This window comes from Halorussus halophilus, from assembly GCF_008831545.1.
Classification (GTDB): Archaea; Halobacteriota; Halobacteria; order Halobacteriales; family Haladaptataceae; genus Halorussus; species Halorussus halophilus.
The window spans coordinates 140,198-153,081 of the sequence record NZ_CP044523.1 but is presented as its reverse complement, the minus strand read 5'-3'; the positions used below and the strand labels follow the sequence as shown (position 1 = coordinate 153,081).

Here is a 12,884-nt window from a genome sequence, read left to right as displayed (position 1 = left end):
GTGTCGCTGGCTGGAACCGTTCGTGACCACGTCCGTGAGCATCGGTCCGGGATGGTCGTTGACCTCGCGTTCGCCGTCATCTGGGTCGCAGTCGTCACCGCGCTGTTCGACCAGCTTCCGGCACCGAGGTGGGCGTACCACCTGTCACTGTTCGCTGGCGTCGTCGCGTACTTCGGGTTCTTCGCCTCGTTGGAGACGGCGAAAGACTCGACGTGACCCGGAAACCAGCTTTTGCGTCGTAGACACAGCTTCGGTCGAAAGCGGCCGAGAAGAGTCAGTTCGTCGTCGGTGACTCCTCGCCGTTGACGCGGAGTGAAATTCGGAGCTGGAGTAGTTCCCGTGCGGGCACAAAGATTTTGTCGGCTGAACAATAGTTTCAGCTATGCGCCGCCGTGCCCTCCTCGGTTCCGTCGCGGGCCTCCTCTCCACTGCACTCGCTGGCTGTACCGGTACGTCCCTCACTGGCTCTGACGCCGCATTCGGGGTCGCGGAAGCCCCAACTGTGAGCTTCGAAATGACCCCGATGTCCGACGCCGAACTCGCTTCACGAGTCCTCTACACGATACAGCGAGAGGACGGAGCGGGCGACCGCGCCGACCTCCTCGACGACATCCTTGACGGCGGGACGAGCATCCCGGGGACCCGCGAGCCGTTGCCAACCGACCGCGAGATTCTCTACGAGGAGACCATCTATCGACTCTCTCACGAGATAACCGAGCGAACGCCAGCGACTCGGTACTCGGTAAAGGTAGACATCGTGCAGAAAGACTCCATCCCCGAGTCGAAGACGGTTAACTTCGCCGACCTGCCGAAAGTAGACCGCGAGATTTTCGCCGAGCGGGGATTCGACGACGGTGACACCGTCGGTATCGGGACGACGCTCCTCTACACCGACGAAGAGCGCGAGCAGTCGGCGCTCGTGCCCGAGTCGGAGTACTCCTACATCGTCTGGGAGAACGGCAACCGGGCAGAGTGGGTCGTGGACGACGCCTACGAGACCGAGATTAAGACGTTCGACTACGCCGCCGAACAGGTCGATACGGCCGCCGACTACGGTCGCAAGATGCGCGAGCAGTTCGCGTTCGAGTTGTCCGACCTCTCCGAGAAGCAGGTCGAAATCGTGGAGACGGCCATCGGACCGGGGAACTCGGAGACGGCGACCGGCCAGTCGGGGTACGTCGTCGGCTCTGACGAGACCGCACCACCCGAGATGGTATCGCTGGCCGAGCAGTTCCGGGACCGCGAACACGCCCACAGCTTAGACGAGGACCCCGACGACTACAGGGCGGGGCTGAACGGGTCGTATCTCGTCCGATACGAGGGCGAGGTGTACTGGACGACGCTCTCGGTCTACGGCGACCAGTTCGAGACGGGAGCGGAGACGACGACGGCGGCGGCCGAGAGCGAAATGGAGACGACGACGGTGAAAACCGAGGGAGAAGCAGAGACGACGGGCGGCGACGAGACGAGCCAGTAATCTGCGCTTAGCGGTCCGAATTGTGCATTTCCCCCGCCGCGTTTATGCTCGACACCGTCGTGTCCACTCCATCGTGCGATTAGTCCAGGTTCTCATCCCGAAGGGCAAGCGAACGTCGGTCGTCGCGGCACTGGACGAAGAAGAGATAGACTACGTTATCTTCGAGGAAACTGGCCGCGGCGACTTCGAGGCGATGGTGCAGTTTCCGGTGCCGCCGAGCGGCGTCGAACCGGTCCTCGAACACCTGCGTGAAGCGGGAGTCAGCGAGGACGCGTACACTATCGTCTTGCCGACCGAGACAGTGATTTCGAGACGGTTGGCGGCGTTGCAGGAGCGATACTCTGGACTGAGAATCTCCCGCGAGGAACTGTTGGCGCGAGCCGAGGACCTCTCTCCGGCAACTTCGACGTACGTGGCGTTTCTGGTCCTCAGCACCGTCATCGCCACGACCGGACTGTTACTGGATTCGGCCGCGACGATAATCGGTGCGATGGTCGTCGCGCCCTTGATGGGACCTGCAATCACCGCGAGCGTGGGCACCATCGTGGACGAACGTGACCTCGTCGCACGCGGTGTCACGCTCCAGGTCGGTGGTCTCCTGCTGGCGATTGCCGTCGGTGCGCTGCTCGGCCTGCTCGTCAAGGAGTCGTTCCTCGTGCCGCCCGGACTCGACATCCGGACGATTCCGCAGGTCACGGAGCGGACGAGTCCGAACTTTCTCTCGCTGTTCCTCGCGCTCGGGTCGGGCGTCGCCGGAGCCCTCAGCATCGTTCGGAACGCGGGGTCGGCGCTCGTCGGCGTCGCCATCGCCGTGGCGCTGATTCCGCCCGCCGCGACGTCCGGACTCGGAATCGCGTGGGGCTATCCCGGCGTGGCTATCGCCGCCGCGGTTCTCGTGTTAGTGAACCTGCTCGCCATCAATCTCTCTGCACTCCTGTTGTTCTGGCTGTCGGGCTACCGACCGACGACCCTCGCAGCGACCGACCGAGCGCGCAGAGCAGTTCGCGCACGGGCCGCAGTGTTCGTCGTGGCGCTACTCGTTCTCTCGCTCGTCCTCGGTCTGGTAACGTACGCGTCGTTCCAAACTGCCAGTTTCGACAATCGGGCCAGAGAGACGGCGAGCGCAGTCGTGAACTCGCCGGAGTACTCCCAACTCGACTTCGTGTCGGCGACCGTCGAGTACGACTCGGCGGATCTCGTCCTCCGACAAGATCCGCACGTCGACGTCGTCGTCGGCTATCCCGCCGGAAGTCAACCACCACCTGACCTCGCCGAACGAATCGACGCTCGAATCACCGACGTGACGGGGAGGGACGTCTCGGTACGGGTCGGGTTCGTCCTGGACCAGCGAACCGGCGCGCTGTCGTCACCTCGGTCGGCCGTCGGAGTCCACCGAAACGCGGCAGTTCTGTCGCCTATGCACTCGTTGAACGCGGCATACTCTGTGATTACTTAATCCCGCGTCGGTGGTAGCCTCGAATCGGCGCGAGGGTTTTGCGCTTAGGGACCGAGGAGAAGTACCATGAGACACTGCGTGAACTCGTCTCGACGGCGAGAACGTGTCGAAGAGCCGTGCAAACGGGGTGGACTGCGAGACCCGACTGGAAACCGGTGGTCGTCGTGAGGATGCCCTCGGAGTTCGAGTTCCAACGGGGGCGCTTGGGCTTGTGGGTCGTCGCAGGCGTCCTCTTCGCCGTCCTATCCTACGTCACGTGGCGGTACGTCGGCACCGTGGTGTTGGGCCTGTTCGGCTACTACGTCACGCGGCCGGTGTTGGACCGCATCAACAGTCGGGTTCCGAATCGCACCCTCGCTGTCGCAGTCGCCCTGGTCACGGTCACGCTACCGGTGCTGGTCCTCGTCGCGTGGACGGTGACACTCGCAGTGCAGGAGCTAGCGGCACTGGCAGAGTCCGCGGCGTTCGACCAAGCCAGCGACGTCCTCGAACCGTATCTGGACCTGCCCCAAATCAGACGGCAGGTCGAAGAAGTCGTCCAAATAGTCCTCTCGGACCCGGGCCGTCTCGCCTCACTCGACTTCAGCCCGGTCGGCGGACTGCTGGAAGCGCTCGTCGATTCGCTCGCGTTGGTCGTGACCGTCGGCCTGCACCTGTTCATCGTACTGGTCATCACCTTCTACCTGCTCAGAGACGACGGGCGAATCGCGGCGTGGGCGCGCGGGACTTTCGTGGACGAAGACGGCGTCCTAGACGAGTACTTCGTCGCAGTGGACCGCGACTTGAAGAACGTCTACTTCGGGAACATCCTGAACGCGCTCTTCACGGGATTGCTGGGGGCCACCGTCTACTCCCTCGTCAATCTCGTCGCGCCAGCGGGGGTCCTGATTCCCGAACCCGTGCTGTTAGGCTTGCTGACCGGTGTGGCGAGCCTGGTGCCGGTCATCGGGATGAAACTCGTCTGGGTGCCGGTGGCGCTCGTCGTCGGCGCGGACTCGCTGGCGACCAACCCCGAGACGCTGTGGTTTCCGATACTGTTCGCGCTCGTGTCGGTCGTCGTGGTCGATTACATCCCCGACCAGTTGCTCAGACCGTACGTCTCCGGCAGGACGCTCCACGTCGGCGCGGTCATGCTGGCGTACATCTTCGGACCGCTGTTGTTCGGGTGGTACGGCATCTTCCTCGGCCCGCTCGTCCTCGTCGTCGTCTTCGAGTTCGCCAACGTCGTCTTCCCGTGGCTGATAGACCCCGAAGAGTGGGCGAACAAACGTGAAAAAGCAGAGTCAGAAGCCGAACCTGCCTCCGAACCAGACGCCGAATCAGCGCCTGACGGAGAAGGCGAGTCCGACGAAGCGCCGCCGGTCGCCGAGCGTGAGGAGAGTGACTCGCTTCCCGCCGAGTCTTCGGAGAGTGACGCGCCGGAGCGACCACCGAGCGAAGACGGGACCGACGCCTGACAAGACAGCATCGACGCCGAAAAAGACAGAATCGACGCCTGACAAGACAGCATCGACGCCCGAGTCAGCGTTTCGCCGAGTCCGACTCGAAGCGGGCGCGCAGTTGGTCCGAGACGCCCGACAGGTGGGCCGTCCCGAAGACGGCGACGAGCAGGCCGCCCATAGTGTTGTAGAAGAGGTCGAGGACGGTGTCGTCCAAGCCGTATTGGGTCAGCACTTTCGCAGTGCCGAGCAGTTGGGCGGCCACGCCGATGTAGAACTCGATGAGTTCCCAGAAGACGCCGAACGCCATGACGAAGACGAGTAGGTAGACGAACGTGAACTTCGGCCCCATCTCGATGTAGTCGGTGTGTTCTTCGAGCGCCCGCGTCACGGCGTAGGCGGCCCCGGCGACGAGCGAGGACGACAGCGCGTGGGTCATGTGGTCCCACCACCAGACCGCCTTGTACGGCGAGAGGAAGTCCATGCCGGGAAGCGGGAGCGTCCCGAGCGCGTGCAGAAACATCGCGGTCGTTATCCAGAGGACGAGCGCGGCGTCCATCGTGATTTGATAGCGTCGCTCTAACACCGACGGTAACTGCGTGACGAGTAGACCAACCGCCGCGTTGACCACGACTCCCGCGTTACCGATGTAGAGTCCGATAGCGAAGATGCCGACCATCACGGCTTGCAAAAAGCGGACGAGACCCGACTCCGCTTGCTCGGAGACGTGCAGTCGCTTTCGAACGCTCGACAGACGCTCTCGGACGCTCATCACACAGTCACCTCCTCGGTGCCAGCGTCGGTCTCAGCCGCGACGTTGGCCCTGAGACGCCGCCGGAAGTACCACCGGAAGACGCCTCCAGCGACGAGACCTGCGAGCGTCGCGGCGGTGAAGATGATCATGAGTTGTTCGTTCGTCTCCACGAAGGACGTGCCGAGATAGCGCGCCGAAGCGGCCGACCCGACCGCCCAGAATCCCGCCGTCGCCATCGTCACGAGGACGACGAAGAACACCGCGAAACTGGGCGTCATTCGCACCGAATCGGTCAGTTCGAGCGCGACGACGACGAGCATTCCCAGCGCGGCGATGCTCAGGCCGGTGACGAAATCCGCGAAGAAGTTCGGGCCGAGCGTTCCGGTCGCCAGCGGAATCGAGCAGAGCAACAAGAGCGGCCACGGCACGGTTCTGGTCCACGACCCGCTGGCGAGTGCCGGGACGACTGCGACGAACGCCGCGACGGCCGCGAGCGCCATCCGCACGAGCAGGAATTCGAAGAGCGCGCTAATCGCCACGAGCGCGAGGACGCCGACGAGTAACCACGCGACGGCCGCGTTGACTCGCGTGTCCTTGACGAACCATTCTTCCGGGAGTTGTTGGCTCATAGTTCGAGTGCCTCCAGTTCGGACGACTCCACGTCGGGGTCGCCGGTATTCGACGAGAACGGACAGAGTTCACCGTTCGTTCGCATAACGATTTCCAACGTTCACCGGGCGCGGCGAACGGAAACGAACGCTGTTCGCAAATACTCTTAGGTTCCATCCGCCGTTACCGACTCGTATGGGGCGTCAGGAATCAGCGGCACGTCAGCGCACGACCCGGGAGTCGATACAGTTCTACCTCATCGACCACCGAACCCCGCTCGGCAAACTTATCGACGTGGGGTTGCTCGTGCTGAACGTCGTGTTCATCGCGCTCGTCGTGCTGGACACGTACTCGCTCTCCCAGCAGACGCGAGACTTGCTCTGGCGACTCGAAGTCGCCATCGCGGTCGTGTTTCTGGTCGAGTACCTACTCCGACTGTACAGCGCGCCGGACCGAGTTGCGGAGTTCTTCGACGTGTACGCGATGGTCGATGTCGCGTCGGTCCTCCCCACGTTTGCAGTCGTCCTCGTGCCCGGCGTTTCGACGGCGGCGACGTTCGGACTGTTGCGACTCGGTCGCGTCTTGCGCGTCCTGCGCTTCTTCAGATTCACGAAGGACGAGGAGTTCTTCTTCGGCACCGTCTCGGTCGGCACGCTCCGCGCGATGAAACTGCTGTTGACCGTCCTGACCATCTTTTTCGTCTACGCCGGATTCTTCTACAACTTCGAGAACGCGACTAACCCCGGCATCGAGAACTTCGGCGACGCGTTCTACTTCGCCGTCGTCTCGCTCACCACGGTCGGTTTCGGCGACATCGTGCCGACGACGAGAGCAGGCCGCTGGGTAACCGTCTCGGCGATTCTCGTCGGCATCATCCTCATCCCGTGGGAAGCGAGCAAAATCGTCCGCGAGTGGTCTCACAAGGACAAGGTCAACGTAACGTGTCCGAACTGCGGACTGGCGTACCACGACCGGGACGCCTCTCACTGCAAGGCTTGTGGCCACGTCATCTATCAGGAGTACGACTCCCGGCAGTGAATCAGGCGCCTTCGATTCGGTCTGTGAGGATGCCGTTGACGTACTCCGGTCGTGGGACGCTCGTCAAGACGACTTCCTTCCGGCCGGTTCCCGCCGTGTCGATGAAGAGGTCGCCACAGGAGACCAGTCGCTGGCCGAGCGTCTGGCGCATCGAGACGTTCTGAATCTGGCTGAGGCGCACGGTTTCGAGGTTCCGACGCGTCACGCCGGTCTTCTTGTAGATCTTCTCCGAGGTGACGACGTAGCGGACGTTGCGATACCGAACGTAGGCCCACGCGGCGACGGGGACGCTCGCAACGAAGGCAATAGTCGCAAGCAACTGGAACTCGGGGGGCAGAACAGCGAACACTGCCAGTCCGACGAGCACCAGCCCGACCCAGATAGCGAGCCACTTCTTGACGATGTACGGACTCGGCCGTCCGAGCCAGACGACCTGTTCAGCTGACCCGAGCGTCACCCACTCGGGGAGGTTCGTCTCGTCTGGTGGCGTTCTGACGGTCGGTTCACTCGGTGTCTGTTCTGGTGTCGAACTCATGGTCTTCCCCCATCGTGACGCGGGGCGGTCGTCGCGGTGACGGCCACCCCGAAATCCACAGGCTAGACGCCGACGGCGAAGTTAACAGTTCCTTCAATCTATGAGCGACATCGAATTTGCAGAAGAAAATCACGATTCTCTGGCGACAGTTGTCGGTCGGTAACGAGCAGTGTCCTAACGAGGAGCGGAACGTCACGCCGACGATTCGAGGGTGCGAGTCGAAACTGCACTACTGACCACGCAGTGACAGGTATGGCGTTTCATCGGTGCTTTCTTCGAGCGGCGTGAACGGCCGACTGTCGAAGACTAGTACGAGCCTCGACGGACGCTTCTGAACGATTTGACGCTTTTTTGCTCTCGCTCGACCAACGACACTGGGGGATAAATATGAGTGAAACTGCAAGCGTCGAAATGGGGACGAAACAGATTCGGGGCGCGATGATTGGCGGCGCAATTATCGCAATTCTCGGGATACTGGCGATACTGTTCCCGTTCGTTACGGGACTTTCGCTGTCGATACTTCTCGGGGCGCTCCTCATCGTTGGCGCGCTCGTCCACGTCGCACACGCGTTCTCTGCGGGGAGTTTCTGGAACGTCGTCTGGCAGATCGTACTGGGTCTCGTCTACGGATTCGCTGGAATCAGCCTCATGGCGAACCCGGTTCTCGGACTGACGACGCTGACGATTCTCGCTATCGCGTTCCTGTTCGTGGGCGGTCTCGCTGAGATTGCGTGGGGAATCATCGGCCGTGGCGAACACGGAGCGATGTGGCTCGTCGCGAGTGGCATTATCTCGCTCCTGCTCGCTGGCCTGCTCTGGGCCGGGTTCCCTGCCAGCGCGGCGTGGGCGGTCGGCGTCCTCTTCGGCGTGAACCTGCTCGTCACCGGCGTCTCGATGGTCATGCAAGGGCGAGCGAACCGGCGTGCCGTCGAGAGAGGCACGCCGACGGCCGAACGTGGACAGGAGATGTGACGCGGACAAATTTCAACGGGGTCACGCTCACTCCTGTACCGTGACGACGACTTCGTGGTCGTCGTCGTCCGTGCGGTGTCCGCAGAACGGGCACCACTCGTAGTAGTGAGTCCCTTGCTTGACGTTGTAGCCGTTCGTCTGTTCGCAGGCGAACCGGGTCTGAACCGCGGGTCGTTGGGGAGTACGAGGATTCATTTCAGTGAGTCTCGGTAACAAACCACAAAGAACACCCCGGATATATAAATTTGGGGTGGCGCTGAACGCGGGGCCGCGACAGTTTTTACGCCGTTCGTCGTACCGGCGATGGTCACAGGGGGAGACACGTGGAAGAATCGCCAGCGAATGACGGCCTCGTTTCGGTCGTCGTCCCGACACACTACCGGAACGAGCGACTCCGAGAAGCCATCGAGAGCGTGCGCCAGCAGGAGTACCGACCGATAGAGGTACTCGTCGTAGACGGCGCGGACGACGAACACGCGCGACCCGTCGTCGAGGAGTTCGACGGAGTCCGGTACGTCCACCAAGAGCGCGACGAGGGGCCACAGGCCGCCCGAAGCATCGGCGCGGAGCGAGCGAACGGCCAGTACGTCCAACTGCTGGACGACGACGACAGACTCGCGCCGGAGAAGATTCGCAAACAAGTAAAACTGTTCGAGTCTGCGGGCGACGACTCACCCGTCGGCGTCGTCTACTGCGGAATGCTAGACGAGTCGCGGGGCGAAATCCTCCCGAATCCGGCCGTTCGAGGCGACGTACTCGAACGCGCGCTGGAGATGCGAACGTTCCCGTGCATCACCTCGACGATGCTCATCGACAGTAACGTTCTCGCTGGCATGTTGCCACTGGGCCACCGTCACGGAGCCGACGACACGGGCACGAAGATAGAACTCGCGCTCCGCACGCGATTCGACTTCGTGGACGAGGCGCTGGTGTACCGGGGCGTGACCGACTCGCCGCTCTCGGCGACATGGTCGTATTTGGACGGGCGAAAGCGCGTCGTGGAGGCGTACGAGGACGTGTATCGACAGTTTCCGCCGCGGGTCAGACATCGCGCAGTACGAGAGACGCACTTTCTGGTCGGGCGGAAACTGCTCGCCGAGCGGGGGTGGTCGGCCGGAGCGGTCCTCGAATTCGCTCGTGCGGCCTACTACACGCCCGAGAATCGGCCCTACTATCTCGGCGAGTGTCTCGCGTCGGCGTTCGGACGGCCGGGGATTCGCGTGGCAGACGCTCTCTTCGCCCGGTGACGCGTCACGCGCTCTCTCCGGCCAGTGCCCGTAACTCCGCGTCGAGTTCCTTGAATCGCTCGTGGCGCTGGTCGTCGTCCACCTCGGCGCGACGAATCTGCTGGCGCTCCTCCACGTCGAAGACTGCGTCGGGGTCGATGTCGTTCTCCTCGACCGCTTCCTTGAGTTTCTTGGTGTCGTAGCTTCGCACCGAGTCGGGGTCTACGCCCGCCTCGTGGAGCACTCGCTGGACCGTCTGGTCGTCCCTGACTTCGCGGCGCTTGTAGGTGCGTCGCTGAATCGTCCCGAAGTCGGTCTCGACCTCGCGGTCGTCGTGGATGCTCTCTAAGAGTACGTCTCGGACCTCCTGTCGGGAGGTGTCGGCCGAACTCTGGAGGTGCGAACACAGCGTGTAGAGGTTGGCCAACTGGAACACGTCGAGTTCGTCGAGCGTCTCGAAGTCGTAGTCGGCGACGAGGTCTAGCAGGACGAGTGCGTCGCGTCCCGCTTCCAGCGTGAACCGCTGTGCGGCCGCTTTGTCCTCTTGCTGGTCGCTCTTCTGAGCCATGACGAACTCGCGGGCACCCTCGTAGCCGAGGCGGTCCCACGCGTGGTTCGGGTCGTCGATGCGGGCGACGTGTGCCGCGACCGAGCGCACGTCGTCTTCGTGGTCGCAGTCGGCGACGGGGCACTCGACGGGGTCGTACTCGCGCTCGTACATTCGCTATGGGTAGTTGGGGGTTTGATACTGTATAGTTGTTCGTGCTTCGAGGGGTGAGCGAGAAGAAAGCGAGCAAACGATTGGACCGAGAACTCGGCTGAATCAGCGAACAACAGAGGCTCGAACGACAGCACTGATGCCGAAACCACTGAGAGACCGCACCGCGAGCGCCAAACCGGTCGAGGAAGTCCGAAATAACGCGTTACAACGCTCTAAGTCTCGTCACTCAACTTCTGGAGCCATCCCGAACTCGTACTCCACGCCGGTCAGTTCCGCAGACGACTCCCACAGTCGCTCGGCCCGATTCTCGTCGTAGGAGATGTCGCTCGACTGCTGAATCTCCGGCGCGCCGCGCATGTTTCCGAGGCCGCCCGGTCCGACGTACTCGCCGCCTTCGATAGGTGCCGCAGTCGCCGCATAGAGCATCGGAAGCGCGCCCTGTGCGGCGCTCTGGGCGACGACTGCGTTCATCGCCTTCATGCCCCAGAGTTTGAGCATCGACCCTTCGCGTTCTGGCCCGCGCTTCTGGAGGTTCGTCGCCGCGTAGCCCGGATGGCAGGCGACGCTCAGCACGTCGTCTACGTCGGCGGCATCCAGTTTACGCTGGAGTTCGTAGGCGAACAGCACGTTCGCCAGTTTGCTCTGGGCGTAGGCGTCCCACTTGTCGTAGGCGCGCTCGCTCTGCAAGTCGCCGAAGTCGATTTCGCCGCGTTCGTGGACACCACTGCTCTGGGTGACGACGCGAGTCACACCGGGCGTCTCGCGCAGGCTGTCGAGCAGGTGGCCCGTCAGCGCGAAGTGGCCCAGATGGTTGACGCCGAACTGCATCTCGAAGCCGTCCTCAGTCTCCCGACGGGGGATTGCCATCACGCCCGCGTTGTTGCAGAGGACGTGCAGGTCCTCGTGGTCCGCCTCGAAGGAGTCGGCGAACTCCCGGACCGAGTCGAGGCTTCCGAGGTCGAGTTTCGCCACCTCCAACGACCCGCGCGGGCCTTCGCTCCGAATCTGGCGTTTGGCGTCCTCTGCGCTACCCATGCTCCGGCAGGCCATGACAACGTGTGCGCCCTTCTGTGCGAACGCTCGCGTCGCCTCGTAGCCCAAGCCGCTGTTCGCGCCCGTGACGACGACTGTCTTGCCGCCCAGTTCGGGCATGCTCTCGGTCGTCCACTTAGTCCGTGCCATGGCATCTCCTTGGGCGAGCAGATACAGAAAGCCACCGGCAGAGTCAGAGTTCGGAGACGACCTGCCGGAACTTCCCGCTCGCTTCTCGCTGGGGTACTTCGGGGTCGCGCTCGACGGCGACGTTCGACAAGCCGTGACTGCCGAGAAACGTGGTCAGTGCCGACTCGATTCGTGGCCACACGTCGTCGGAGTCCCACGCTTTCGTCGTCTCGAACCGGACCCGTATCGCGGCCGGAGTCGTCTGAATCACTTGATAGCGATAGACGCCAGCGACCTCCTCCACGACGCTCCCGATGGCCAGCGGGAAGACCGGAATCGACTTCCCGTCGGCGTCGCGGAGCGCGAGCAGGTCGTCCGTTCGGCCCTCGATTTCCATGGTCGGGAACAGGTTACCACAGGAACACGGTTCTGCTGACAGCGTAATACTGTCGCCGAGGTCGTACCTGACGATAGGCTGGACCCGATTGGCGAGATTCGTCAGGAGCGTCGTCTCGGAGGGTTCGCCGGGCGGCACGGGCCGATAATCGCTATCGACCGGTTCGAGGACGCACCAGTCGGTGTTGGCGTGGAGCGCCCCAGCCTCGCACTCGAAGGCGACGGCCACGAACTCCGTCGCCCCGTAGTGTTCCCGAACTCCGCAGTCGAACGCCGAAGCGACCTCGGCCTTCTCGGCGTCGGAGATAGCTTCGCCACTCGCCACGACGAGCGCGGGGTCGATATCGAGTCTGCCCTCGCGCTGTTCGCGGGCCAACAGTTTGTGCGCGCTCGCGTACCCGCCGAGCATCGCCGGCCGAAACTCGTTGAGGTCCGCGACCAGTTCGGCGAGCGGTCGCTGCACCGAGAAGACTCGCAGTCGCTCGGCGGCCAGAGACGGAGCGACTCGCCGCCCCAACTCCGTGCCAGCGACGCCCGCGTAGTGGCCGCCCGTGGCGACGAGCATCGCGCGGCGACCACCGGAACGGACGTACTTGCGAAGCATCTCGCGCGAAAGCATCGCGCCGACCATGCGGAAGAACCCGATAGAGAGCAAGACGGTCAACGCGCGTCGGTCCTGCAAGAAGACGCCGGGTTCGCCGGTCGTCCCCGAAGTCGTCCAGACCGGGTACTCGCCGAGGAACAGTCGGCCGACGTTCTCCTCGTCGGCGAGAAACGCTTCGAGTTCCGTCTCCGTGATTGCCGTGTCGGTGACGACGGCTTCGAGGTTCGCCATCAGTTCCGGTTTCGTCACGGGCGGTAGGTCACCGAACGCGGCGTCTTCCGGGAGTTCTTCGTAGCGGTGCTTGTAGAACCGTGACTGTCGGCGGGCGAACGTCACCGTCTCGTCGATGCGACGGCGCTGTCGATTGGCGATTGCTTCGCGGTCGTCGTCGTTTGCTCGCCACGTCTGCCACGGAATCGTCCCATATTCGTATCTGTGCATCCCCATCCCCGACACAGATACCGGGGAGAGAAGCAAAACAATAGGGATAGTCGAG

14 protein-coding genes are annotated in these 12,884 nt (G+C 63.0%); 7 read left to right on the top strand and 7 right to left on the bottom strand.

The genetic code is table 11. The annotated features are described in order from the left end of the window. From F7R90_RS00730 to F7R90_RS00715, 4 genes are all read left to right on the top strand, one after another. A complete protein-coding gene (locus tag F7R90_RS00730; RefSeq protein WP_158055380.1) occupies window positions 1–216 on the top strand; it encodes a hypothetical protein in 216 nt (71 codons plus the stop codon). 166 nt (window positions 217–382) lie between these two features. Further along, window positions 383–1,477, top strand: coding sequence for a hypothetical protein (locus F7R90_RS00725; protein ID WP_158055379.1), 1,095 nt, complete (start codon window positions 383–385; stop codon window positions 1,475–1,477). A gap of 73 nt (window positions 1,478–1,550) precedes the next feature. Beyond that, a complete protein-coding gene (locus tag F7R90_RS00720; RefSeq protein ID WP_158055378.1) occupies window positions 1,551–2,933 on the top strand; it encodes a TIGR00341 family protein in 1,383 nt (460 codons plus the stop codon). A 170-nt stretch (window positions 2,934–3,103) separates the two neighbouring features. Then, entirely contained in the window at window positions 3,104–4,390 is a 1,287-nt protein-coding gene (locus F7R90_RS00715) for an AI-2E family transporter (protein WP_158055377.1), read from the top strand. 64 nt (window positions 4,391–4,454) lie between these two features. On the opposite strand, the gene F7R90_RS00710 is transcribed toward F7R90_RS00715, so the two are convergent. Both F7R90_RS00710 and F7R90_RS00705 read right to left on the bottom strand, forming a co-directional pair. After that, window positions 4,455–5,144, bottom strand: a complete 690-nt coding sequence (locus F7R90_RS00710; protein WP_158055376.1) for a hypothetical protein — start codon at window positions 5,142–5,144, stop codon at window positions 4,455–4,457. Then, the gene (locus F7R90_RS00705; RefSeq protein ID WP_158055375.1) at window positions 5,144–5,755 is read right to left on the bottom strand and encodes a hypothetical protein; all 612 of its coding nucleotides are present in this window, start codon (window positions 5,753–5,755) and stop codon (window positions 5,144–5,146) included. The genes F7R90_RS00710 and F7R90_RS00705 overlap by 1 nt, the downstream gene beginning before the upstream one ends. Before the next feature lie 175 nt (window positions 5,756–5,930). On the opposite strand from F7R90_RS00705, the gene F7R90_RS00700 reads away from it, so the two are divergent. Continuing rightward, window positions 5,931–6,773 (top strand): ion transporter, encoded by an 843-nt coding sequence (locus F7R90_RS00700; RefSeq protein ID WP_158055374.1) that lies wholly within the window; start codon window positions 5,931–5,933, stop codon window positions 6,771–6,773. Window position 6,774: 1 nt separating this feature from the next. Here F7R90_RS00700 and F7R90_RS00695 read toward each other — a convergent pair whose 3' ends face one another. Next, a complete protein-coding gene (locus F7R90_RS00695) occupies window positions 6,775–7,308 on the bottom strand; it encodes a PH domain-containing protein (protein ID WP_158055373.1) in 534 nt (177 codons plus the stop codon). A 387-nt stretch (window positions 7,309–7,695) separates the two neighbouring features. Here F7R90_RS00695 and F7R90_RS00690 point away from each other — a divergent pair, with 387 nt between their 5' ends. After that, complete coding sequence (locus F7R90_RS00690; protein ID WP_225741223.1) at window positions 7,696–8,280, top strand: HdeD family acid-resistance protein; 585 nt, start codon at window positions 7,696–7,698, stop codon at window positions 8,278–8,280. Window positions 8,281–8,307: 27 nt separating this feature from the next. Here F7R90_RS00690 and F7R90_RS21960 read toward each other — a convergent pair whose 3' ends face one another. Beyond that, a complete protein-coding gene (locus F7R90_RS21960; protein ID WP_192498365.1) occupies window positions 8,308–8,475 on the bottom strand; it encodes a hypothetical protein in 168 nt (55 codons plus the stop codon). A gap of 128 nt (window positions 8,476–8,603) precedes the next feature. On the opposite strand from F7R90_RS21960, the gene F7R90_RS00685 reads away from it, so the two are divergent. Then, window positions 8,604–9,527, top strand: coding sequence for a glycosyltransferase family 2 protein (locus tag F7R90_RS00685; protein ID WP_158055372.1), 924 nt, complete (start codon window positions 8,604–8,606; stop codon window positions 9,525–9,527). 4 nt (window positions 9,528–9,531) lie between these two features. On the opposite strand, the gene F7R90_RS00680 is transcribed toward F7R90_RS00685, so the two are convergent. The 3 genes from F7R90_RS00680 to F7R90_RS00670 all read right to left on the bottom strand — a co-directional run bounded on the left by F7R90_RS00680 (window position 9,532) and on the right by F7R90_RS00670 (window position 12,835). Then, on the bottom strand, window positions 9,532–10,227 hold the full coding sequence (locus F7R90_RS00680; protein WP_158055371.1) for a hypothetical protein: 696 nt from the start codon (window positions 10,225–10,227) through the stop codon (window positions 9,532–9,534). A gap of 222 nt (window positions 10,228–10,449) precedes the next feature. After that, window positions 10,450–11,409, bottom strand: a complete 960-nt coding sequence (locus tag F7R90_RS00675; protein WP_158055370.1) for an oxidoreductase — start codon at window positions 11,407–11,409, stop codon at window positions 10,450–10,452. Window positions 11,410–11,452: 43 nt separating this feature from the next. Further along, a complete protein-coding gene (locus tag F7R90_RS00670; protein ID WP_225741222.1) occupies window positions 11,453–12,835 on the bottom strand; it encodes a phenylacetate--CoA ligase family protein in 1,383 nt (460 codons plus the stop codon). Between the last annotated feature and the right edge of the window lie 49 nt (window positions 12,836–12,884).

Bases quoted from the DNA above. Each gene is read 5' to 3' on its own strand.
- F7R90_RS00725 (WP_158055379.1), top strand. From the start codon at position 383: ATGCGCCGCCGTGCCCTCCTCGGTTCCGTCGCGGGCCTCCTCTCCACT.
- F7R90_RS00715 (WP_158055377.1), top strand. From the start codon at position 3,104: ATGCCCTCGGAGTTCGAGTTCCAACGGGGGCGCTTGGGCTTGTGGGTC.
- F7R90_RS00695 (WP_158055373.1), bottom strand. From the start codon at position 7,308: ATGAGTTCGACACCAGAACAGACACCGAGTGAACCGACCGTCAGAACG.
- F7R90_RS00705 (WP_158055375.1), bottom strand. From the start codon at position 5,755: ATGAGCCAACAACTCCCGGAAGAATGGTTCGTCAAGGACACGCGAGTC.
- F7R90_RS00670 (WP_225741222.1), bottom strand. From the start codon at position 12,835: ATGGGGATGCACAGATACGAATATGGGACGATTCCGTGGCAGACGTGG.
- F7R90_RS21960 (WP_192498365.1), bottom strand. From the start codon at position 8,475: ATGAATCCTCGTACTCCCCAACGACCCGCGGTTCAGACCCGGTTCGCC.
- F7R90_RS00675 (WP_158055370.1), bottom strand. From the start codon at position 11,409: ATGGCACGGACTAAGTGGACGACCGAGAGCATGCCCGAACTGGGCGGC.
- F7R90_RS00680 (WP_158055371.1), bottom strand. From the start codon at position 10,227: ATGTACGAGCGCGAGTACGACCCCGTCGAGTGCCCCGTCGCCGACTGC.
- F7R90_RS00710 (WP_158055376.1), bottom strand. From the start codon at position 5,144: ATGAGCGTCCGAGAGCGTCTGTCGAGCGTTCGAAAGCGACTGCACGTC.
- F7R90_RS00690 (WP_225741223.1), top strand. From the start codon at position 7,696: ATGAGTGAAACTGCAAGCGTCGAAATGGGGACGAAACAGATTCGGGGC.
- F7R90_RS00700 (WP_158055374.1), top strand. From the start codon at position 5,931: ATGGGGCGTCAGGAATCAGCGGCACGTCAGCGCACGACCCGGGAGTCG.